Annotated in this window: 21 protein-coding genes; 10 read left to right on the top strand and 11 right to left on the bottom strand. The window is 62.4% G+C overall.

Features of this window, described 5'->3' with window-relative positions:
• Positions 1 to 121: 121 nt before the first annotated feature.
• Positions 122 to 481 (bottom strand): hypothetical protein, encoded by a 360-nt coding sequence (locus tag G8767_RS11960; RefSeq protein ID WP_240952163.1) that lies wholly within the window; start codon positions 479 to 481, stop codon positions 122 to 124.
• Positions 481 to 1,362: a peptidylprolyl isomerase gene (locus tag G8767_RS11955; protein WP_124569687.1), complete on the bottom strand. Its 882-nt coding sequence runs from the start codon at positions 1,360 to 1,362 to the stop codon at positions 481 to 483. The genes G8767_RS11960 and G8767_RS11955 overlap by 1 nt, the downstream gene beginning before the upstream one ends.
• A 194-nt stretch (positions 1,363 to 1,556) precedes the next feature.
• Between G8767_RS11955 and G8767_RS11950 the strand changes: the two genes are divergently transcribed.
• From G8767_RS11950 to G8767_RS11935, 4 genes are all read left to right on the top strand, one after another.
• Positions 1,557 to 2,237 (top strand): MBL fold metallo-hydrolase, encoded by a 681-nt coding sequence (locus tag G8767_RS11950; RefSeq protein ID WP_095973604.1) that lies wholly within the window; start codon positions 1,557 to 1,559, stop codon positions 2,235 to 2,237.
• 15 nt (positions 2,238 to 2,252) lie between these two features.
• On the top strand, positions 2,253 to 3,524 hold the full coding sequence (hisS, locus tag G8767_RS11945; protein WP_166810245.1) for a histidine--tRNA ligase: 1,272 nt from the start codon (positions 2,253 to 2,255) through the stop codon (positions 3,522 to 3,524).
• Complete coding sequence (locus tag G8767_RS11940) at positions 3,514 to 4,143, top strand: hypothetical protein (protein ID WP_124569684.1); 630 nt, start codon at positions 3,514 to 3,516, stop codon at positions 4,141 to 4,143. Before hisS ends, G8767_RS11940 begins: the two co-directional genes overlap by 11 nt.
• Positions 4,144 to 4,209: 66 nt before the next feature.
• The gene (locus G8767_RS11935) at positions 4,210 to 5,199 is read left to right on the top strand and encodes a malate dehydrogenase (RefSeq protein ID WP_124569683.1); all 990 of its coding nucleotides are present in this window, start codon (positions 4,210 to 4,212) and stop codon (positions 5,197 to 5,199) included.
• Positions 5,200 to 5,232: 33 nt separating this feature from the next.
• Here the strand turns inward: G8767_RS11935 and G8767_RS11930 are convergent, their stop codons facing one another.
• Positions 5,233 to 6,462 carry a hypothetical protein gene (locus tag G8767_RS11930; RefSeq protein WP_346842982.1) on the bottom strand — a complete coding sequence of 410 codons (1,230 nt, stop codon included), beginning with the start codon at positions 6,460 to 6,462 and terminating at the stop codon, positions 5,233 to 5,235.
• Positions 6,459 to 6,788, bottom strand: a complete 330-nt coding sequence (locus G8767_RS11925; protein ID WP_166810244.1) for a type VII secretion target — start codon at positions 6,786 to 6,788, stop codon at positions 6,459 to 6,461. The genes G8767_RS11930 and G8767_RS11925 overlap by 4 nt, the downstream gene beginning before the upstream one ends.
• A 174-nt stretch (positions 6,789 to 6,962) precedes the next feature.
• Here G8767_RS11925 and otsB point away from each other — a divergent pair, with 174 nt between their 5' ends.
• On the top strand, positions 6,963 to 7,751 hold the full coding sequence (otsB, locus tag G8767_RS11920) for a trehalose-phosphatase (protein ID WP_206029210.1): 789 nt from the start codon (positions 6,963 to 6,965) through the stop codon (positions 7,749 to 7,751).
• Positions 7,752 to 7,760: 9 nt separating this feature from the next.
• Here otsB and G8767_RS11915 read toward each other — a convergent pair whose 3' ends face one another.
• The 5 genes from G8767_RS11915 to G8767_RS35780 form a co-directional block, all read right to left on the bottom strand.
• Positions 7,761 to 8,561 carry an alpha/beta hydrolase gene (locus G8767_RS11915; protein WP_124569680.1) on the bottom strand — a complete coding sequence of 267 codons (801 nt, stop codon included), beginning with the start codon at positions 8,559 to 8,561 and terminating at the stop codon, positions 7,761 to 7,763.
• A gap of 134 nt (positions 8,562 to 8,695) precedes the next feature.
• Positions 8,696 to 9,487 (bottom strand): ABC transporter permease, encoded by a 792-nt coding sequence (locus G8767_RS11910; RefSeq protein WP_124569679.1) that lies wholly within the window; start codon positions 9,485 to 9,487, stop codon positions 8,696 to 8,698.
• Positions 9,487 to 10,461 carry an ATP-binding cassette domain-containing protein gene (locus G8767_RS11905; protein WP_166810242.1) on the bottom strand — a complete coding sequence of 325 codons (975 nt, stop codon included), beginning with the start codon at positions 10,459 to 10,461 and terminating at the stop codon, positions 9,487 to 9,489. The genes G8767_RS11910 and G8767_RS11905 overlap by 1 nt, the downstream gene beginning before the upstream one ends.
• Before the next feature lie 81 nt (positions 10,462 to 10,542).
• The gene (locus tag G8767_RS11900) at positions 10,543 to 11,598 is read right to left on the bottom strand and encodes a serine/threonine protein phosphatase (RefSeq protein WP_166810241.1); all 1,056 of its coding nucleotides are present in this window, start codon (positions 11,596 to 11,598) and stop codon (positions 10,543 to 10,545) included.
• The gene (locus G8767_RS35780; protein WP_240952161.1) at positions 11,595 to 12,098 is read right to left on the bottom strand and encodes a hypothetical protein; all 504 of its coding nucleotides are present in this window, start codon (positions 12,096 to 12,098) and stop codon (positions 11,595 to 11,597) included. The genes G8767_RS11900 and G8767_RS35780 overlap by 4 nt, the downstream gene beginning before the upstream one ends.
• 158 nt (positions 12,099 to 12,256) lie before the next feature.
• Here G8767_RS35780 and G8767_RS11890 point away from each other — a divergent pair, with 158 nt between their 5' ends.
• Genes G8767_RS11890 through G8767_RS11880 form a run of 3 tightly spaced genes read left to right on the top strand, consistent with a single transcriptional unit; the run spans position 12,257 to position 16,359 of the window.
• Positions 12,257 to 12,877: a TetR/AcrR family transcriptional regulator gene (locus G8767_RS11890; RefSeq protein WP_206029209.1), complete on the top strand. Its 621-nt coding sequence runs from the start codon at positions 12,257 to 12,259 to the stop codon at positions 12,875 to 12,877.
• Positions 12,877 to 14,661 (top strand): 3-oxosteroid 1-dehydrogenase, encoded by a 1,785-nt coding sequence (kstD, locus tag G8767_RS11885; RefSeq protein WP_124568671.1) that lies wholly within the window; start codon positions 12,877 to 12,879, stop codon positions 14,659 to 14,661. Before G8767_RS11890 ends, kstD begins: the two co-directional genes overlap by 1 nt.
• A 15-nt stretch (positions 14,662 to 14,676) precedes the next feature.
• The gene (locus G8767_RS11880) at positions 14,677 to 16,359 is read left to right on the top strand and encodes an ATP-binding cassette domain-containing protein (RefSeq protein WP_166810240.1); all 1,683 of its coding nucleotides are present in this window, start codon (positions 14,677 to 14,679) and stop codon (positions 16,357 to 16,359) included.
• An 83-nt stretch (positions 16,360 to 16,442) separates the two neighbouring features.
• On the opposite strand, the gene G8767_RS11875 is transcribed toward G8767_RS11880, so the two are convergent.
• Entirely contained in the window at positions 16,443 to 17,090 is a 648-nt protein-coding gene (locus G8767_RS11875) for a hypothetical protein (protein ID WP_095970251.1), read from the bottom strand.
• Positions 17,091 to 17,530: 440 nt separating this feature from the next.
• Between G8767_RS11875 and G8767_RS11870 the strand changes: the two genes are divergently transcribed.
• Positions 17,531 to 18,085 carry a transglycosylase family protein gene (locus tag G8767_RS11870; RefSeq protein WP_095970250.1) on the top strand — a complete coding sequence of 185 codons (555 nt, stop codon included), beginning with the start codon at positions 17,531 to 17,533 and terminating at the stop codon, positions 18,083 to 18,085.
• A gap of 12 nt (positions 18,086 to 18,097) precedes the next feature.
• Here G8767_RS11870 and G8767_RS11865 read toward each other — a convergent pair whose 3' ends face one another.
• Positions 18,098 to 18,829, bottom strand: a complete 732-nt coding sequence (locus tag G8767_RS11865) for a TetR/AcrR family transcriptional regulator (RefSeq protein ID WP_166810239.1) — start codon at positions 18,827 to 18,829, stop codon at positions 18,098 to 18,100.
• A 197-nt stretch (positions 18,830 to 19,026) separates the two neighbouring features.
• Here G8767_RS11865 and G8767_RS11860 point away from each other — a divergent pair, with 197 nt between their 5' ends.
• Positions 19,027 to 20,586 carry an amino acid permease gene (locus tag G8767_RS11860; RefSeq protein ID WP_095970248.1) on the top strand — a complete coding sequence of 520 codons (1,560 nt, stop codon included), beginning with the start codon at positions 19,027 to 19,029 and terminating at the stop codon, positions 20,584 to 20,586.

Genomic DNA, 20,586 nt, shown 5'->3' with positions numbered 1-20,586 from the left:
GACCCACGAAGCAACGACTGAATCTTTGACACCCGAACTCGAAACCGCATAACCTACAACACGACTCGTTGATCACGAACCTGATGGTTCACCGATCCGAAGTACACCACTCCATGGGACGCTATCCTTCTGCCCGGTTCAGTTCCATCCCGATCGGGCCGGCCGTGGTCGTGAGCGCGACGTTGACGGTTCCCTCGGTGGACACACCCGTGGAGTTCGGCGGATTGACGGTTTTGGCTGCACCCGCCGCGCTCGGGTACGAGCAGTCGACGGTCGCCGACGCCGGAGTCGGGACAGGCGGGAGTGCGTCGAACTGTGACATGTCGAGCGGCAGCATGGCAGCCGTTGTCGTCTTCGCCTTGGAGGTACTGGACGGCGAGTCCGAGCTACCGGAATCACTGGAACAACCAGCCAGAAGCAGCGCCGCGGCGCTCGCAGCGGCAATGACTACAGGAAAGCGCATCACGGGATTACGTCGCATCAGTCGAGCCTTACTGTCTTGATGTCGGTGGTCAGATTCGGCTTGCCGTCGCCCTCTGGCGTCGATCCGCCGGCCGCGACCTTGTCCAAAGTGGCGAGCCCGGTTTCGTCGATCGTGCCGAAAACCGTGTACTGCGGCGGGAGTTGTGAGTCGCCGTAGACGAGGAAGAACTGGCTGCCGTTGCTACCGGGTGCCCCGGTGTTGGCCATCGCAACCGTGCCGCGCGCGTAGGTGACGGGCTCTTGCGCTGCCGGGTCGGTGGTGGCGTAGGCCGTGGTGGGGAACTCGTTGTCGAATCCGTAACCCGGCCCGCCGGTGCCGGTGCCCGACGGGTCACCGCACTGCAGAACCTGGAGCGAGGGGCTCGTCGTCATACGGTGGCAGGTGGTGTCGTTGAAGTAGTCCTGCTGCGCCAAGCTCACGAAGCTGTTGACCGTGCACGGAGACTTCGTTCCGTCGAGCGTGAGCCCGATGTTTCCCTGCGAGGTCTCGACGCTGATGCTCGGCGTCGCGTCGGGCGCGGTGGTGGGGATGCCGTCGGTACGAGGCGGATTGTTGGCCTTGGACGCGGTAGCGCCGTCAGCCGGGTACGAGCAGGACACCGTGTCGGCGAGCGGCGTCGACAGTCCGGCAGGCATGGCACCCGCAGTCTGTGGCGTGAGGCTCGAGTCGTCGGCAGCAGTGTTGGTGGTGTTCGCGTCGTCGTCACTGCGGTTGCTCAGCCAGATGAGTCCACCGACGACACCGACCACGACAACCACGCCGAGCGCGGTTCCGGCGATCGTCATCTGCTTGCGCTTGCGGGCACGTTCTGCGCGGCGTTCGAGCTGACGCTCGAGCTTGCGTTTCGCCGCCTCGCGGCGTTGCTCGTTACTCGGCACTGCTGTAGTCCTCCGTATCGCGGGTGGATCGTGGTCGGCCGGCCGAGCGACACCCTGGGGTCGGCTTCGGCAAGCGGCTCTACTCGTCGTCAGAGTCTCCCATTGCAACCTGAGAACTTACTGGCGGGGCAGCAGCTTAGGCTGTAACCGACACCGTGTTGTTCGTTTCCACCCTTCGAAGAGGAGTTGCCCCCGTGCTCGTCACTGGTTTTCCGGCCGGGATGTTCCAAACCAACTGCTACATACTCGCCCAGGACGACGCGTGCGAATGTGTGGTCGTCGATCCAGGGCAGGACGCGGCCGAGCCGCTCTTCGAATATCTCGACTCCAAAGACATGACGGTCAACGCGGTCCTGTTGACACACGGCCATCTCGATCACGTGTGGTCGGCCCGCGAGGTCTGTGAGCGGTACTCCGTACCCGCGTACATCCATCCCGAGGATCGCTACATGCTCAGTGATCCGGCACGGGGAATCGGCCCGACAATGAAGGAATTCATCCAGGGTATGACGTTCGTGGAGCCGGACGAAGTGATCGAACTGGCCGATGGAGACAAGATCACCGAGGCCGGAATGTCTTTTTTCGTGGACCACACACCCGGGCACACGCAGGGATCCGTGGTGTTCCGAACCCAGGCGAACACGGAGACCGGACCCGTGGACTTGGCGTTCACCGGTGACACGCTGTTCCAGGGTTCGATCGGACGCAGCGACCTGCCCGGCGGAAATCACGAGCAGTTGCTCGCCTCGATCGCCCGCAAGCTACTGGTACTCGGCGACGAGACAGTGGTCCTGCCCGGGCACGGTGGTAACAGTTCGATCGGCGCCGAGCGAAGCTCGAACCCGTTTCTCGTTGGACTCAGCGCACAAGAATAAGGAAAAGTACCTCTCGTGAGTAAAGCCAGCACCTTCTCTGCACCCAAGGGTATTCCGGACTACGTTCCGCCGCAGTCAGCCGAATTCGTCGCCGTTCGTGACGGTTTGACGCGCGCCGCCAGATTGGCCGGATACGGCCACATCGAATTGCCGATCTTCGAGGACACCGGATTGTTCGCGCGCGGCGTCGGCGAGTCGACCGATGTCGTGAGTAAAGAGATGTACACGTTCGCCGACCGTGGCGACCGTTCGGTGACGTTGCGTCCCGAGGGAACCGCCGGTGTGATGCGTGCGGTCATCGAGCACAGCCTCGATCGTGGACAGCTGCCGGTCAAGGTCAGCTACGCGGGCCCGTTCTTCCGCTACGAGCGTCCGCAGGCCGGTCGTTACCGCCAGTTGCAGCAGGTCGGCGTCGAGGCCATCGGGATCGACGACCCCGCACTCGACGCTGAGGTCATCGCGATCGCCGACGCCGGATTCCGGTCATTGGGGCTCGACGGCTTCCGCCTCGAAATCACCTCGCTCGGCGACGACACCTGCCGACCGCAGTACCGCGAACTGCTGCAGGAGTTTCTCTTTGCACTCCCGCTCGACGAGGACACGCGTCGACGCGCCGAGATCAACCCGCTCCGGGTGCTCGACGACAAGCGCCCAGATGTGCGTGAGATGACTGCGGGCGCACCGCTCATGCTCGATCACCTGTCGGAGAGCTGCAAGGCACACTTCGACGAGGTACTCGCGCACCTGGACGCCTTGGGCGTTCCCTATGTCGTCAACCCGCGCATGGTTCGCGGCCTCGATTACTACACCAAGACGACCTTCGAGTTCGTGCACGACGGACTGGGCGCGCAGTCCGGAATCGGTGGCGGTGGTCGCTACGACGGTCTGATGGAACAACTGGGCGGACAGCCGCTCTCGGGGATCGGATTCGGAATCGGCGTCGACCGCACTGTTCTCGCGCTCGAGGCCGAGGGTAAGTCGGTAGCACCACCGGCACGTGTCGATGTGTTCTGTGTGCCGATGGGTACCGAAGCGAAGGCAGCGCTGGTGAAGATTGCTCACCAGCTGCGTGCCAACGGAATTCGAGTTGACATCGCCTACGGAAATCGTGGTGTGAAGGGCTCGATGAAAGCGGCCGACCGCTCGGGTGCCGCAATCGCGTTGGTTCTCGGCGAGCGTGAACTCGAAGAAGGCGTGATCGTCGTCAAACACTTGGCGACAGGTGAGCAGGAGTCGGTGGCACTCGACCAGGTCGTCGACAAGCTCGGGGATCTCGTTGAGCACTGAGGCCGAACCGGTTTCGCTCGATCTGGTTCCCGTGGCGTTGATCGCGCCGCGGCTGAAGAAGTTCGCTGTCGTCGTGGTGGTGTTCGGTGTTGTCGTCGGGTTGATCGTCAGTGTTTTCTCGACGGCGACCGTGGGAGCGATCGTCGGTGCCGTCATCGCGGTGCCGACGGCGCTGGCCATTCTGATGACGTTGCGCCGACACATCACCCTGTACGGCAACAGGATTCGGGCGCAAGCCGGCTTCCGAACCAACGACGTCGACGTCGCCGAGGTACTCACGGCGGCGCTGACGGTGCGATCCGGCCGGATCAGCGAGGTCAGCCTGACGCTCGGCGACGGGCGGTCCACCGTACGAATCCCGCTCGCGTTGTATACCGCGGGTGGCGGGCGCGAGTTGGAGATCCTTGCGCTCCGCAAACTCGCCGACGCCCTGGCAGCCAGCGAGTTGGTACCGGCGGCCGCGTTGTCTTCGGTCCTGATCGAACAGTTGCGTGCCGAAGCCCGCGGCGCCGGGCTGGACGAGCGTCCGCTGTATCGCGCCGTCGAACTCGTGACGGCGGCGGGACGAGTGCCGAGAACCACACTGACAGACCACGAAGTGGCCGGATTACTCGACTAGCGTGGAAACCGTTCTTACAGCGTTGTAGAACGGACAGTCGTGAAAACGGCAGGTGAGGAGTCGGCAATGAGTATTGCGCCCGTAACCGTCACGGTGACCGGAGCGTCGGGTCAGATCGCATACGGAATGCTTTTCCGCATAGCTGCGGGGGAGATGCTCGGCGCTGACGTACCGATCAAACTTCGACTGCTCGAGATTCCCGCCGCCGTGTCCGCTGCCGAAGGCGTTGCGATGGAGCTCGAAGACGGCGCATTTCCGTTGCTGAGCTCCATCGACATCACCGACGATCCCGATGTCGCCTTCTCCGGAGCGAACGTCGGCATGCTGGTCGGTGCGCGTCCGCGGAGCAAGGGCATGGAGCGCGCCGACTTGCTGAGCGCGAACGGCGCGATTTTCACAGCGCACGGGAAGGCGATCAACAACAACGCCGCCTCGGACGTCAAGGTGCTGGTCGTCGGAAACCCGGCCAACACGAACGCTCTCATCGCGATGAACAACGCGCCGGATGTACCCGATACTCGGTTCAGTGCGTTGACGCGTCTCGACCACAACCGAGCGATTGCGCAGGTGGTGAAGAAGACCGGCGTTCGTGCGTCGTCGGTGCGCAAGGTGTCCGTCTGGGGAAACCATTCGGCGACGCAGTACCCGGACCTCTCCCACGCGACCGTCGCGGGTGAGCCTGCGCTCGCGGTGATCAACGACCGCGACTGGGTGGAGAACGATTTCATCCCGACTGTGCAGGTACGAGGCACCGCCATCATCGCTGCGCGTGGATCGTCCTCGGCGGCAAGTGCGGCCAGCGCGTCTATCGACCACGTCCGCGACTGGGTGATCGGAACGGCCGAGGACGACTGGGTGTCCATGGCCGTGTGTTCGGACGGTTCCTACGGAGTGCCCGAAGGATTGATCTCGTCTTTCCCGGTGACCTGCGCCGATGGCGAATTCACTATCGTTCCCGACCTCGCGATCGACGACTTCTCGCGCGAACGGATTGACCTGTCCGTCAGCGAATTGGAGCAGGAGCGCGCGGCGGTACGGGAGTTGGGCTTCGTCTGAGGTTGTAATGCCGCCCCGGCCGGGAAGTCCCGATCAAAGATCTCGGAACAGATACTGATCGGGATTCTCGGCACCGAGCACGGGCGGTGACACCATCGGTAGGTCGTCGACCATCGAATTCTCGTCGCCGGCAGTCACGAGATACCCCGGGGTAGTGCGTGACGACTCGTCGTCCCGAGATCCGCGGGGTCCACCGCCCAACATGCCGCCCGGCGACATGCCAGCACTGGCGGCCGCCGACGATGGTGCACCCAGGCCGGGCGTTGCTATCGGGACCGGTTGAGCCGCAGTAACTCCCGCTGCGCCCCTTGCAATTCCACCGATAGTGCCGCTTCCACCCACCCATGCTCCACCGGAGCTCGTCGTCGCACTGGGTGACGCCGACCCGCCAGCTGCGAGTGACGTCGACGAATTACCCGCGCCCCACAGCTTGTCGACGCCGGTCGCAAGTCCGGCGCCTGCCTGCGCCGCCGAGGTCCGGACTGCGTCGGTGCCTGGCTGAGTGGAGTCCTGGTGGGTGGAGTACGCGTCACCGGCATCGGTTGAGGCAGACAGAGGTTGGGCGATCTGACGGGCGGCGTTGTTGATTGCCTCCGGAGTGACCAGGTTGGATAGTGCCTCACTGGTCGGTGGAGTCGGAACTGGGATCGACCCGGCAAGGGCGTTCATGGCTGCGGTGTGCCCGAGCATCTCCCCACGAGTCCGAGTCACCGCCGCGACGGCTGCCTGCATGTGTTCAGCTGCCGAGGCAAGCAACATCGCCTGTCCTGGTGGTGTCCACGCGATCGGCGCAGCAGCTGCAACCGTGGTGGCGAAGGACTGCGCGATTGCCGCGAGATTCGCGTTGCCTCGCTGCACCGATTCCGCGGCGGCGGCAGCAGTTTTCGATATCGCGGTTCCGCGTTCGCTCAATTCGGCGCCGCTGTTCTGAGCGGATCGCGACAGTTCGGTCGCGGCTTCACTGCCGGTGCTGTTCCAGGTCTGGCCCACCTCGGCGACCGCGCTTTGGGACAGTCCCATGGCGTGGTCGATGAGAGTGGACGCCTGATCGAAGGTGCCGACGGGATCGATGCCCGCAAAAGTGCCTGTGCCGAGACTCTTCCCGAGTTCGATCAAGGGCGCGAACAGATCTTCGATTCCGGGTAGCGCCGGTAACGGTATGCCGGAGAGCATCGATTCGACCGCGTTGTTCGGCAGTACCGGGGCCGGAGCACCACCGTGAAGGAATTCGATGACGGTCGTCGAGTCGTCTTCGGTGCTCACGCGGTCGCGCCCGTCGATCCAGCCGCAGCGGTCAGATCTGTTGCGATTGCACGATCTGCGGTGTAGTAGGCCTGCGCGGCTGCACCGGCCGTTGCGGCGTTGCCTGCGTAGAACGTGGCGAGTGCTGCAACATCTTTGGTGTGTGTGGCCTGAGCGCGCGCGAATGCTTCGAGAAATTCGATCCCGACGGGGCCCACGGCCGGTGCGACTGCTGCGATGTTTGCATCCAGATCGACGGCGGCGGCCTGCGCGATGCGTCCTGCCGCTTCGGTCGACGTCGAGCCGTACTTTCGGATGTCGTCAGTGACGACAGTCAATTCGCTCATCATTACCCCCCAGTTTGGCAAGCGTCGTGAGAACTTTAGCGGACCACTGTGGGCCCTTGCAGGGAGAGGACGCGACCTACTCAGCGGTTCCGGACAACCTGGACGAAGTGGCAGAGATTACATTCGGCTCCGGTGTTGGTATTGCGAGTGCGATCGATTTGGCACACTCGAACCATGCGAACCGCTTCGGACGTCATCCTCCGACTCACGTCCGATCCAGCTCGTGCGGGACTGGTGATGGATTTCGACGGCGTGCTTGCACCCATCGTCGACGATCCGTCGGCGAGTGCACTCCTGCCCGGCGCCGAAGACGTGCTCGCGACCCTGGCGGAGCACCTCGGTGTGGTCGGCTTGCTCTCGGGACGGCCGGTGTCGTTCTTGCGAGAGCGGCTCAGCTTGAATTCCGTTGTGCTCATGGGTTCCTACGGTGTCGAGACCTGGACGGACGACGGAATCCAAGTGCTTCCGGCCGTCGCTGCGTTCAGTGATGCTGTCGCCGAAGCAGAAGCCGAACTGCGCCGCTTGTTCGACTCTCAGGCAGTTCCTGGCATCCACGTCGAGAGCAAAGGCCTTGCGGTAGCAGTGCATTGGCGTCGGGTCGCGGATCGAGCGGCCGCGCAGCGCCTGGTGGAAGCGGCGACAACAGAAATCGCGAGCCGGACCGGGTTGCGTCGTGAGCCCGGCAAGTTGGTCGAGGAATTGCGCCCACCCGTTGAGGAGGACAAGGGGACAGGCCTCCTTCGTGCGATCGCGGCCGCGGGGATCGACGTCGTCGCGTATGCGGGCGACGACCGGGGTGACCTACCCGCCTTTGCTGCTGTCCTTGCCTCGGGTGGAGAAGCGTTGGTGGTCAAGGGCGATGACATTGCACCGGAGGTGGCTGCTGTCGACGGCGTCCAGTTCGACGGCCCGCAGGCGTTCCTGGAGTGGATGAAAGAGCTTGCCGCGCAACTGGAACGCTGACACGTAAGGTCAGTCTGCCAGGAACTCGGCCAGCGCGCGGTTGACCTCTTCCGGGTTGTCCTGTGTGCATTGATGTCCGACACCGCTGATCACCACCCGGCGAGTCAGGTCGGGGAGTTGTTCACTCAGCGCGTCGTAGATGCGATCGAGTTGGCGCGCCATGTCTACCTCTCCCCGCATCAGGAGGGTCTCCTTTCGGGGTGCCGTATCCACCGGGCAGAGTGACGTTAACCCGCTTGTTCCCAAATCCAGCCATGTCTGCCGTCCGGCGGCCAGCATGCAGTCGGCAACGTATCTGCGAGTTGCGGGATTTCGACTCGACCACCGACCACTGTAAAAGGCAAAGGGGCCCCACGGAATTCGTCGATACAGATGTGTGCCGATCTTGATCGCCGAGGCAGCGGCGCCACTCATTTCCCGGTGCTGTCCAGGGCTGCCGATCATGACGAGTTTGTCGACTCGATCCGGATGGCGGTGGGTGAACTCCTGCGCAATGTTTCCGCCGAACGAGTGTCCGACGATGCTTGCCCGATCGATTCCGAGCGAGTCGAACATGACCTTCACGTCGTCGATCACAGTGTCGAGAGTGGCGCGGTGGCCTTCCTTCAGGATAGACAGCCCTTGACCGCGTAAATCGGGTAGCACCAGGGAATAGGCCCCCGCGAGTTCCGCGACCTGGTCGTCGAACATTCGATGATCAACTCCGGCGCCATGCAGGAAGACCACGCATTTCCGGTCGAGCGCCGACGTGCGCCACACACGCATCTCGGTGCCCGGAGTGGAAATCGTCTGGGTTGTCAGAGTCTGCATCGCTGTCCGTTGCCTCAGTTCGTTGCCGAATCGAATAGAAGTGAGCCTATCCTAAGTTATGTGAACTTCGGTTGTGGCAACGAGAAACTGGCCGTACCGGAACCATCTCCGGTACGGCCAGTCGTGGTGTTCGGTCAGGCGTCGCGCTTGTTGACGACGGCGATGCTGATTCCGAAAACCACCAGAACAAATGCGGCGAAGTAGAACAGGCTTCCCCAAGGGCCCCAATGAAAATTGGCGCTCGAACCCGAAGAGAGGAAGTGGTCGGCGTTGGCGAACGGGAGGAACGGTGTGACGTTTCTACCGAAGGATCCGAACATGCCGAACAGGCTCTCGATGAGCAGTGGCCACAGCAGCAGTAGTGCAATAGCTCCGGCAGATTGACGGAGGAGTGCTCCGACGGCGATAGCGAGGACGACGCAGAGGAACGCGAAGATCGGTACGCCGTAGACGGCGCGCCAGGCATCGGCGTTGTCGAGTGCCAGGTTGGTGGAACCTTCAGTGCCTGCAGCAGCTTTGGTGATGAAGACTGCGCCGAGCATGAGGACAAAGGACAGCACCGCTCCGAAGGCTCCGATCAGGCCGGCTTTCGCGATCAGAACCGACGCCCGACCCGGGATGGCTTGGAAGGTCGTGCGGATGATACCGAAGCGGTACTCGCTGGTGATCGCGAGCGCCGCCATGATCATCAGGACCATGACGCCGAAGCCGGAAACTCCAAGCCCCGCGTCGTTGAACGTGGGGAGGAATTTCTCGAAATCAGGAGTTCCTGATGCGGCTTCGTCGTTGTACGCCTGAATGCTCGAACTCGACGAACGCCCGATCATCCAGGCGACGCCCAACCCCAGGACTATGATGGTGATCGTGCACCACAGCGGGGACTTGGTCGTGGTGATCTTGATTCGTTCAGCACTGAGAACAGCCATTACAGTGCACCTCCCATAGCGTGCTGTGTGTTTGCGTGGTGGGCTCCGGCACCCGGATCGACACCGGATGCGTGGTACTGGACATCGTCTCCGGTCAACTTCATGAACGCGTCCTCGAGCGATCCCTGCTGGGACGCCAACTCGTGCAACACGATTCCCTGCGAGCCAGCCAGACCACCGATCACATCGGTGGTCGAATCAACGACCACCAACACCGGCTCCGATCCTGAATGCTCCTCGCGGACAGTCAGTCCGTGGGCAGTCAATGCGGCATGGAGAGCGTCCAATTGTGGGCTACGCACGCGCACCGTCGACTCCGACGAACGATCCACGAACTCCGCCACCGTCGAATCCGAGATCAACCGACCCCGACCGATCACCACCAACTGCTCCGCCGTCAACGCCATCTCCGAGAGAAGATGACTCGACACCAACACCGTGCGGCCCTCGGCCGCCAACCGCTGCATGAACTTACGAATCCAGACGATGCCCTCCGGATCGAGACCGTTGACCGGCTCGTCGAACAACAACACCTTCGGATCCCCCAACAACGCACCCGCCAACCCGAGACGCTGCGACATACCCAACGAGAACCCGCCGGCCTTCTTGCCCGCCACCTCGGACAACCCGACCAACCCGAGCACCTCGTCCACCCGAGACTTCGGAATACCGTTCGAAGCAGCCATCCACTGCAAATGCGCCCGAGCACTCCGATTCGGATGCACCCACTTCGCATCCAACAACGCGCCGACAGTCCGCAGCGGTGTCTTCAGCTCCCGATACGGCTTGCCGTCGATCAACGCCGCACCCGACGTCGGCTGATCCAACCCCAGAATCATCCGCATCGTCGTCGACTTACCCGCACCGTTCGGGCCCAGAAAGCCCGTCACGATGCCTGGCTTGACCGTGAACGACAAATCGTCCACCGCTTTCGTCGGTCCGTAAACCTTGGTCAATCCCCTCAGTTCAATCATGAGGGGAACTGTGCCCTACCGGCACTGACCAGCACATCCGTCCGGAGGATGACATGAACCCTGAGATGCGGAGACGGCAGTTCAGGGAAAACCCTGTCCTCGACCGGAAGTCGGAACTGCCGCGGCATGAGGGTAGGGCGCATCGAAGTCGCCGTCGAACAATCGCCAGTAGAAGTCGTTCATCCTCGCAGCGGCGGGCGCGTGCCGGGTCAAGATCGCGGCCACCTCCGGTGCCACATCACCTGGGATATGACCTGTGGCGCATCGTCGTACGTACTGGTTGCGGGTGACTGGTCCGCCGTGTTTCGGTCTCGGTACGCCGCAGACCTCGGTCACCAGCCAGTTGACCAGAAGCATGGCGGCATAGTCGGCGTCATGAGTGGCATGGCGCCGGGCGAAGTCATGCTCGACAGTCGACAGGTCGAAGTGTGGGGATGTGGCCAGTCCGAAGTCGGTGAGATAGATCCGCTCCAAATCGGTGCGCATGTTGCCGAAATGTCCGTCCATGTGCAGCAACTGTCGATCTCGCAAGAACGCCACGATCTCCGAAAACTGGCGCTCGAGGTCGGCAGCTTTGGCGGCCGGGTTGTCTTGCAGCCAATCCGAGATCGGGTGTGCGATGTACTCGCAGAACAGTACGAGGCTGCACGGTGCAGCGGCGAGCGCTTCGAGGCGGACTCGCACTTGACTACTGGCGCGGGCGGTGTGAACGGAATCGATGTCGGCGTGTTCGGGCGCAACCGGCGATCGGCCGGGCAGCACTCGCCAGTGGTAAAGCATTGGGAACGACTGTGTTTCGCCGGCCAGGACGGCCTCGGTGACCATGATGTTCGCGGCCAGCTCTCGCCAGGCGTTGAAGCTTGGGCCGCCAATGCCGTACTGGCAGAACATCGGCAAATCGAAATGATTGGAGGTACAGCCGACGTCGGCGAGTTCCCGATCGCTCAGTGGAATGCGTTTGGTGAATATCGGAACACAGTTGAGCCTGTGGTCGCAGACATTGACCACTCCTGCTGCGCCGCCCACGCCGATGCTCGAGACTCGAGCGGTGTCGGTCAGTCGGGCCAGTTCGACATCGTTCTGGGAAGACAGGAATGTCGACAGTTTTCGGTGGCGGTCAATCCTGACGTGTTTCACTCCACGACTGTGCCACAGGATCGTCCGGCTTCGATCTCGCGGAGTCGCCTGTCGAAGTCACCGATTCTGGCGGTGTCCTCGTAGTAGTCCTCCTGCTCGATGATCTTGCCCCAGTTGGTTCGAACGAGAAGCACTGTTCGATTGTGGTAAATGACGGAGCCGTCGGGGCCAAGGGCTCGGTCGTCGAAACGGGCGAGCAGAGTCATCCGCCATGGTGGACCGCCGAAATACGCTTCGGTGACTTCGCCTTGAAGTCCGGCAGCGACAAATTCCTGGAGAAAGTTCTCGATTCGGTCCCGCCCGGCGTGCTCCCCGGCCCACCGATGATCGCCATCTGCGAATCTCAGAACTGCGTCGCGGTGATAGGACCCCAACAATGGGCGGTAGTTCCCGGAGTTGAGCGCCCGGACGTCGCGCCCGAACTTGAAGAGCAAGGCTTTGTGGAGCAGCGACCGCGAGACGATCGCCGTTGCGAGGCCTGCCGCGAACCAACTTTTCATCTTCGAAGCTTGTCGTGGCACCGAATGCCCTGTCAACGAAACGCCGAGGTCTGCTGATACTTGACAGAGAATTGGATATTGACAGTGACTGTCATGATAGGTGAGACTCGCACTATCGAGAAAGGTCGGATCTCGGCCGAAGTGGAAGGACGTTGCTGATGTCACTACGAGAGAGACAGCGGTTGCAGGTGCGAGCAGACATTCAACGTGCGGCATTCGATCTGTTCGCGCGCGACGGATTCGAGGACGTGACCACCGAGCAGATTGCGGCGGCGGCGGGAGTGTCGGCAAGTACGTACTTCCGGCACGTTCGCAACAAGGAGGATCTGCTGTTGGATCCGGTCAGGCAGGGCGGCGCCGGAATCGTGACGTTGCTCGAGGATCGCCCGGCATCCGAGTCGGCTGATCTTGCGATCTCGCGGGCGATCCTCGAACGCTCCAATGCATTCGAGTCCTCGGAGATCGATCAGTGGCGGGCAGCGTTTCGTACCGCGCCGCATTTGATGGATCGAGTCGCGCTCATCGCGCCCGAGCATCGTGATCGGTTGGTCGAGTTGGTGGCGCACCGGATGCACCTCGATCCGGAAAATGACAGCCGCCCCGGACTTCTCGTTCATCTGATGTTGGCAGCGGCGGAGTTCGGTTATCGCCAATGGATACGTAACCCCCAAAAGCGCGGCGCATCACTTCCCGTGTGCGTCGAGGGGGCGCTCGACGCGGTCCGGGGATCCCGGTGGCGCACGCAGGATGAAGACGACACGAAAGGTAGTGACCAGTGATGACCGAGAACCCTCAGGACACCGTGCCACCGGTAGCGGATCTGCCCGCGGTGGATGTGGTTGTTGTCGGTTCGGGGGCTGCCGGTATGTCCGCGGCAATCACCGCCGCCCGAAACGGACTCTCGACGATTCTCGTGGAGAAGTCCGAATACTGGGGCGGTTCGTCGTCCCGGTCCGGGGGTGGAGTGTGGATTCCAGGAAACTCGATACTTCGCCGCGAGGCGCCGGCGGATGATATCGACTCTGCGCGAACATATCTGAAGAGCATTGTCGGAGAGGATGCGGACACCGACCGTATCGACACGTATATCGATCGAGGCCCGGAAGCCCTCGATTTCCTGATTCGGCACTCTGCACTCGAGCTCGAATGGGTGAAGGGTTACTCCGACTACTTTCCCGAGGCACCCGGCGGACTTGCGAGCGGCCGCTCGTGCGAGCCGCGCCCGTTCGACGCGCGAGCACTGGGCGACGATCTTGCGACACTTCATCCGCCGTACATGAAGGTTCCGCTCAACATGGTTGTCCAACAATCTGATTACCGTTGGCTGAGCACGGGGATTCGGCATTGGCGCGGGCCGGTGCGAATGCTGCGGGTGGGTATGCGCTCGCTGGCCGCGAAGGCCAGGAAGAAGAAGTTGATCGGTCTCGGCCCAGCGCTCATGGCGGAACTGATGCTCGGAGTTCGGGGAGTTGGAGTGCCGGTGAAGCTCGGAACGAGGCTTGTGGATTTGATTACCGACAGTGACCGTGTCGTGGGCGTGCGACTCGAGTCCGGGGGAGTGCAGACAACACTGCACACTCGATGCGGCGTCATCCTCGCGTGCGGTGGGTTCGACAACAACGACGACATGCGAGGCGAGTACCAGCGTCGGCCGAGCAGTGCACAGTGGACCCTCGGGGCACCGACCAATACCGGGGACGGGATACGGGCGGCACTGCGGGTCGGCGCGGCAATTTCGTACATGGACGACGCGTGGTGGGCCCCGTCGATTCCGCTGCCCAAAGGCCCGTGGTTCGCCTTGGCTGAACGCTCGTTGCCGCGCAGTCTGATGGTCAACGCCGGCGGCAATCGCTTCATGAACGAGTCGCTTCCCTATGTCGAAGCGGCGCATGCGATGTTCGGCGGAAAGTACGGCCGAGGTGAAGGACCCGCTGAGAACATCCCGGCTTGGCTGATCTTCGATCAGACGTACCGTGACCGTTACCTGTTCGCGGGAGTTCCGGCGCGCAGGCCGATTCCTCGGTCCTGGATCGAATCGGGCGCGATCGTACGAGCTGGATCGATTGCCGAACTCGCTGCCGAGATCGGCGTGCCAGGTGACGCGTTGTCAGCGACGATCACACGATTCAACAGTTATGCCCGCGAAGGCGTCGATCGCGACTTCGGCCGTGGGACAAGCAGATACGACCATTACTACGGCGACTGCACCAACAAGCCCAACCCCAGCCTCGGAGAACTTACGAAGGGTCCGTTCTATGCCGCGAAAATGGTGCCGGGAGACCTCGGGACCAAGGGCGGCATCGATACGGACGCTTGCGCGCGGGCGTTGCGCGCGGACGGTTCGGTCATCGACGGGCTCTACGCAGCAGGTAACACCAGCTCGCCGGTGATGGGTCATACCTATGCCGGTCCAGGTGCAACTATCGGTCCCGCAATGGTTTTCGGCTATCTGGCGGCACTCGATGCGGCCGGGCGCTTGCCCGAGGGCAGAGGCCAACAGGCCGAGGGTAGAGGCCAAGAGGCCGTGGACCGCAATAATGGTTTGGCAGAACGCCGTGGGTAGGGTTCTCTTGAGAGCGTGACCCACCTCAACATCGCCGACGTCGACTACTTCCTCCCTGATGGTCGACAACTGCTCAGCGGTGTCAGCTTCCGGGTCGGAAACGGTGCAAAAACTGCACTGATCGGCCCCAACGGCACTGGTAAGACGACGTTGCTTCGCATTATCGCCGGAGACGCCGTCGCCGACGAGGGCGCAGTCACTCGATCCGGCACACTGGGCGTGATGCGGCAATTCGTCGGCCAGGTTCGCGACGAGTCCACCGTGCGAGATCTGCTGTTGTCCGTGTCTCCGGCACCGATCCGCGACGCAGCGCTGGCGCTCGATACAGCCGAAAACGCGATGATCGAGCGCGACGAAGAATCAACTCAGATGAAATATTCACACGCACTGGCCGATTGGGCTGACGTCGGAGGCTACGAGACGGAAGACTTCTGGGACAAGGTCACCACCGCGGCTCTCGGTGTCCCGTACGACCGTGCGAAGTGGCGAGCGGCCAACTCGCTGAGCGGGGGCGAGCAGAAGCGGTTGGTCCTCGAAGCACTGTTCGCTGGGCCCGACGACGCACTTCTGCTGGACGAGCCGGACAACTACCTCGATGTTCCGGGTAAGCGGTGGCTCGAGAAGACCATCTCGGAATCGTCGAAAGTCGTCTTGTTCGTCAGCCACGACCGCGAACTGATCGCCAATGCAGCTACCCACATCGTGACGCTCGAACCCGGAATCAGCGGCGCGACGTCGTGGACCCACGGCGCTGGGCTGGCCAGCTACCACCAGGCCCGCGAAGATCGCAACGCTCGATTCGAAGAACTACGTCGACGCTGGGACGAGGAGCACGCGAAACTTCGTGCCCTTGTTCTGCGATTGCGTGAGAAGGCCAAGTTCAACGACGGCGTCGCGGCGCGGTATCACGCTTCGCAAACCCGGTTGGCGAAGTTCGAGGAGGCCGGACCGCCCGAGGCGATCCCCCTCCAGCAGAAGGTGACAGTACGGCTGGAGGGTGGGCGAACCGCCAAGCGGGCCTTGGTATGTCAGGATCTCGAGCTGACGGGGCTGATGAAGCCTTTCGACACCGAGATCTGGTACGGCGACCGCGTTGCCGTGCTGGGCTCCAACGGTTCCGGAAAGTCGCATTTCCTCCGTCTGTTGGCGGGCGGTGGAACCGACCCGGGGACGGAGCATCTACCCGTCGAGGCGCTCGACATCGCGCCGGTCGAGCACGGTGGTACCGCGACGCTCGGTGCCCGGGTACGTCCCGGATTGTTTGCGCAGACCCACTCCAGGCCTGATCTGACCGGACATACGCTGCTCGAGATCCTGCACATGGGCGACGAACACCGCAACGGAATGGGACGTGAAGCGGCGAGCCGGGCTCTTGATCGTTACGGACTGTCTCGAGCAGCCGAGCAGAAGTACGACGACCTGTCCGGCGGACAGCAGGCGCGTCTGCAGATTCTGCTCCTCGAACTCTCCGGCGCGACGATGTTGTTGCTCGACGAGCCGACCGACAACCTCGACCTCCATTCGGCGGACGCGCTCGAGCAGGGCATCGCACAATTTGCCGGGACCGTCATCTCGGTCACCCACGATCGTTGGTTCGCGCGCGGGTTCGACAGGTTCCTCGTCTTCGGATCGGACGGGAACGTGTACGAGAGCGAGTCGCCGGTGTGGGACGAGGCCAGGGTCGAACGAGCACGCTGACGCTGTGTCTCGGTGACGCTGTGTCTCGGTGACGCTGTGTCTCGGTGACGCTGTGTCTCGCTGACCGAGTGCGCATCTGCTGGCTATTTGGGAAGAGGCGGCAACTCGTTGATCACTGCGTCAAGGAGACTCAGATCGCTGCGATCCGATCGAGGCGGTGGACACTGCGAAAGATCGAGCTGTGTCGGGAAGTGCCACAGAACGCGACCTGGATCTACTCGGTCGATCGCCGCGTACCAGTGGGTGAGTGGCCCAGCGAGCGCTGCATGAAGCTCGAAGTGCCGTCGTCGGCGGCTGTGGTCTCTTTCGCGTTGCAGCCGAAGTTGTTCCGGTGACGGCATCGAAATGACGGTCAGGTCTGCGAAACCCAGTTTCAGCTGTTCAAAAGCGCTTTCCACTGCCGAAAGCTCGCGCTCGAATCGCTCCGCTGGTGCCGCACCCACTGCGGCGAGGCACCAGCTGTAGTGCAGTTTCAACGGGTCGCTGTCGCAGATCGCGATGCCGGATCTCACTTCGAGTTCTTTCGCTTGCGACCATCGGTTCGAATTGACCGTTGCCCAGTAACTTGCCTGCACTTCGAGGTTGGTTCCATCCGGTTCGAACCCGGTGGGCTGATATTCGGCCACGAATTCCTCGACGACCGATTCATTCGTCATCTGGGCTCGGCACCAAGTGGTCTTGCCGGCGGCGCTGGGTCCTTCCACTGCGATGATCACCAGTTGATTCTCCATAACGATTGGGGCGGTTGGTTTTTGCCCGTTGCCAGGAATCTCTTAACATCCAAAGGGGGCTCCTTCGTGGTCCGACACGGCCTTTTTCGGTGCGGTGGGTCACAAAATCGCAGTGACGGTTGCCACATAACGGACGGATAACGATCGGTATGGTTGAACCTCGAATCAATCGGTTGACCTGTGGCTATTGCTCGAATTGCGACAGAATCTGGTACGTCAGTACCGGAAAAATGCCCCGTGACCAATCCGTGACCATCGCCTACGGTCGTTGACAGCCCGAAACTACCGGGCAAACACCGACCCGCAACTGCGTGCTTCTGCCCCGCGGGTCCGGTACTCCCGAAACCTTCGCGGGGCAGGAGTGAAACAGACGAGTCGATCGACGAGACGTGCAAGCGTCCGGACCGACCTCGTCCGCGGTAGCGGAGAGGATCTACCCAATGACCAGCATTACCTTCAAGCGCGCCCTCGGCGCAGTTGCAACCGCAGGCGCAGTCGTCGCGATCCCGCTCGCCATGAGCACCGGTACCGCTTCGGCAGCCGGCCACGACTGGTCCGGAGTCGCGAACTGCGAGTCCTCCGGTAACTGGGCTGCCAACACCGGCAACGGCTTCTACGGCGGTCTCCAGTTCACTCAGAGCACCTGGAACGCGTTCGGTGGATCGGGCAACGCTGCCAATGCCAGCCAGGCTGAGCAGATCCGTGTCGCCGAGAACGTTCTCGCAGGCCAGGGCGTCGGCGCATGGCCCGTGTGCGGTCAGTACCTGACCACCGGCACCACCGCAGGCAACTACGAGGCCGCAGCAGCTCCCATTACCGCTGAGGCTTCCGTCGAGTCGGCTCCGGCAGCAAGCACCGGAAGCGGCAACTACGTGGTCAAGGCAGGCGACACCCTGTCGAAGATCGCTGCTGCACACGGCATCTCGCTCGAGAACCTCGCCAGCCAGGTCCCGAACATCAACCTGATCTTCCCGGGACAGTCCCTCTCGGTCTAGTCTCGTGGCCGTTCAGGTCTTCATTGCGTCGACATTGTCCGGAGCTGTTGCAGCTCCGGACAATGTCGACGTTTCTGCGTTCGCAATGAGCTCTGCTGCTTCCGTGTGGATGGGATCAAGATCCTGGCGCCACCCCAGAATGCGCAGTGCCGACCCGGCGATCACCGCGGCGTCGGGGATCGGTGTTCCTTCGAGTGCGTCGGCTCTTGCGCTGATCACGCTTTCGACCAGACGAAACGGCAACTCGGCCAGTTGTGTCGACGCAGGATCGCCCATCGCGTCGAGAACTGCTTGGGCGAGTGCCCGGTACTGCTCGCGAAGCCGATCGCGATCAGCCCGGAACGACATGAATCTGTCGCTTCTCAGTTCCGGCAAGAGGTAAAGGACGCCCAGGTTCCACCGACCGGTGATCAGTTGCGCCGCGTCGAGGTACGACAGTGCATACAGCTTCACCTCGGGAGAGGCGTCGAGAGGCCTGAGATTCTCGGCGAAGTCGAGCGCCGGAGTCACTGTGTCGGCGAGTAGTGCAACGAGGATGTCGTCCTTGGTGGCGAAATGGTTGTACAACGACGCCTGACGCATCCCGACAGCTTCGGCAATGTGGCGCGTCGACGTCGCGGCAAAGCCTCGGGTGGTGAACAGTTCTGCAGCAGCATCCAAGATCTCCGCCCGGGCGGTCCCACCCGGGCGTCGGCGAGCGGTCAGGCGGGGTCGTCCGGGGCCGGCGTTGGTCACGCCTTCCATAGTGGCAGGCGGAGGCCTTACGTGCGGGGTGGGCGGCCCTGTGAGCATTCGGTCACATGCTCGAAACGTACTCAACCAGCCTGTTACAGAATCGGGCGAATCGTATACGCGGGCGTCACCTGCGACGAGTTGATTTCGCGAAAACTGTCAATCGACAGTTATTCGCCTCTGAATCGCCTCGCCGAAGGAGTACGCCGTTGAGTGCAACAACCCCGGCTGCGCAGCCCACCACCGCATCCGCACTCGCCTCGTCACCTCACGACGACGGCGATCTCGCGGAGTTCGGTTACGAGCAGCAGCTGCATCGATCGCTGGGAAAGTTCGCGTCGTTTGCTGCGGGCTTCTCCTTCGTCTCCATTCTGACGACGATCTTCCAATTGTTCGGCCTCGGTTTCGGTTTCGCGGGTCCGGCGTTCTTCTGGACGTGGCCGGTCGTCTTCGTCGGCCAGTTCATGGTCGCGCTCAACTTCGCGGAACTTGCTGCCAGGTATCCGATTTCGGGAGCCATCTACCAGTGGTCGCGACGGATGGGCGGTGAGATAGTCGGCTGGTTCGCCGGGTGGTTCATGATTCTCGCTCAGATCGTCACTGCATCGGCTGCTGCCATCGCCTTGCAGGTCGTGCTTCCCAATGTGTGGAGCGGGTTCCAGATCATCGGCGAGGACAGTGCGCTCACCTCCTCGAGCGGCGCTGCCAATGCCGTGCTGCTCGGTTCGGTGCTTCTGGTTCTGACCACCTTCATCAACTGCATCGGCGTCAACTGGATGTCGCGTATCAACAATATCGGTGTGACCTGCGAAATCGTCGGTGTCATCGCAGTGATCGGGATGTTCTTCACCCACGCTCAGCGCGGACCGGACGTCGTCTTCGACACCGGCAGTGCCGGCGGTCAGCCCGGATACGCCTGGGCGTGGATCATGTCCGGACTGATGGCCGCTTACGTCATGGTCGGCTTCGGTTCGGCAGGGGAGTTGGCGGAGGAGACCCGCAACCCCCGACGCGTCGCACCTCGTACGATCCGCCTTGCACTGTCCGCTTCCGCACTCGGCGGTGGCTTGATGATCCTCGGCGCGTTGATGGCAGCCCCCTCACTCACCGACGGACGCCTGGCCACGGAAGGTTTGCCGTACGTACTGACATCGATTCTGAGTTCGCCGTGGGGCACGGTCCTGTTGATCGACGTCTCGATCGCAGTGTTCGTGTGCACCTTGGCCATTCAGACTGCTGCGTCACGGCTGATGTTCTCCATGGCCCGCGACGGCCGGCTGCCTGCCTCGCAGATACTGGCAAAGGTCAACCCCCGCACCGGAACACCTATCGCACCGTCCGTCCTCATCGGCCTGATCTGCATAGCCGTTCTGGCCGTCAACGTGGGCAACTCGGCAATTTTCGCGACTCTGTCCAGCGTATGCATCATCTTGATCTACTTGGCCTACCTCATGGTGACCGTGCCGCTGCTGGTTCAGCGTCTCAAGGGTTGGCCGCGCACCGCTGTCGGCCCCAAGTTCGACGCCGAAGGCAAAAAGCTTTTCTCCCTGGGCATCTGGGGAGTCCCGGTCAACATCGCCGCGGTTGTGTACGGCGCGCTGATGGTGATCAACCTGTCCTGGCCACGAGCCGAGATCTTCAACCCCACGGGGGAGTACCCCATTCTGCAGTGGGCCGCGCCCATCACGATAGCGCTGGTGGTGGGGTTGGGAGTCGCCTGCTTCCCGCGCGGCCGCGCCACCCCGAATCCCGTCACGATCGGAGCCTGA

This window comes from Rhodococcus sp. IC4_135, from assembly GCF_011602025.1.
Lineage (GTDB): Bacteria > Actinomycetota > Actinomycetes > Mycobacteriales > Mycobacteriaceae > Rhodococcus_F > Rhodococcus_F baikonurensis.
The sequence above is the reverse complement of the archived record's forward strand: the minus strand, read 5'-3'. Positions and strand labels throughout refer to the sequence as shown.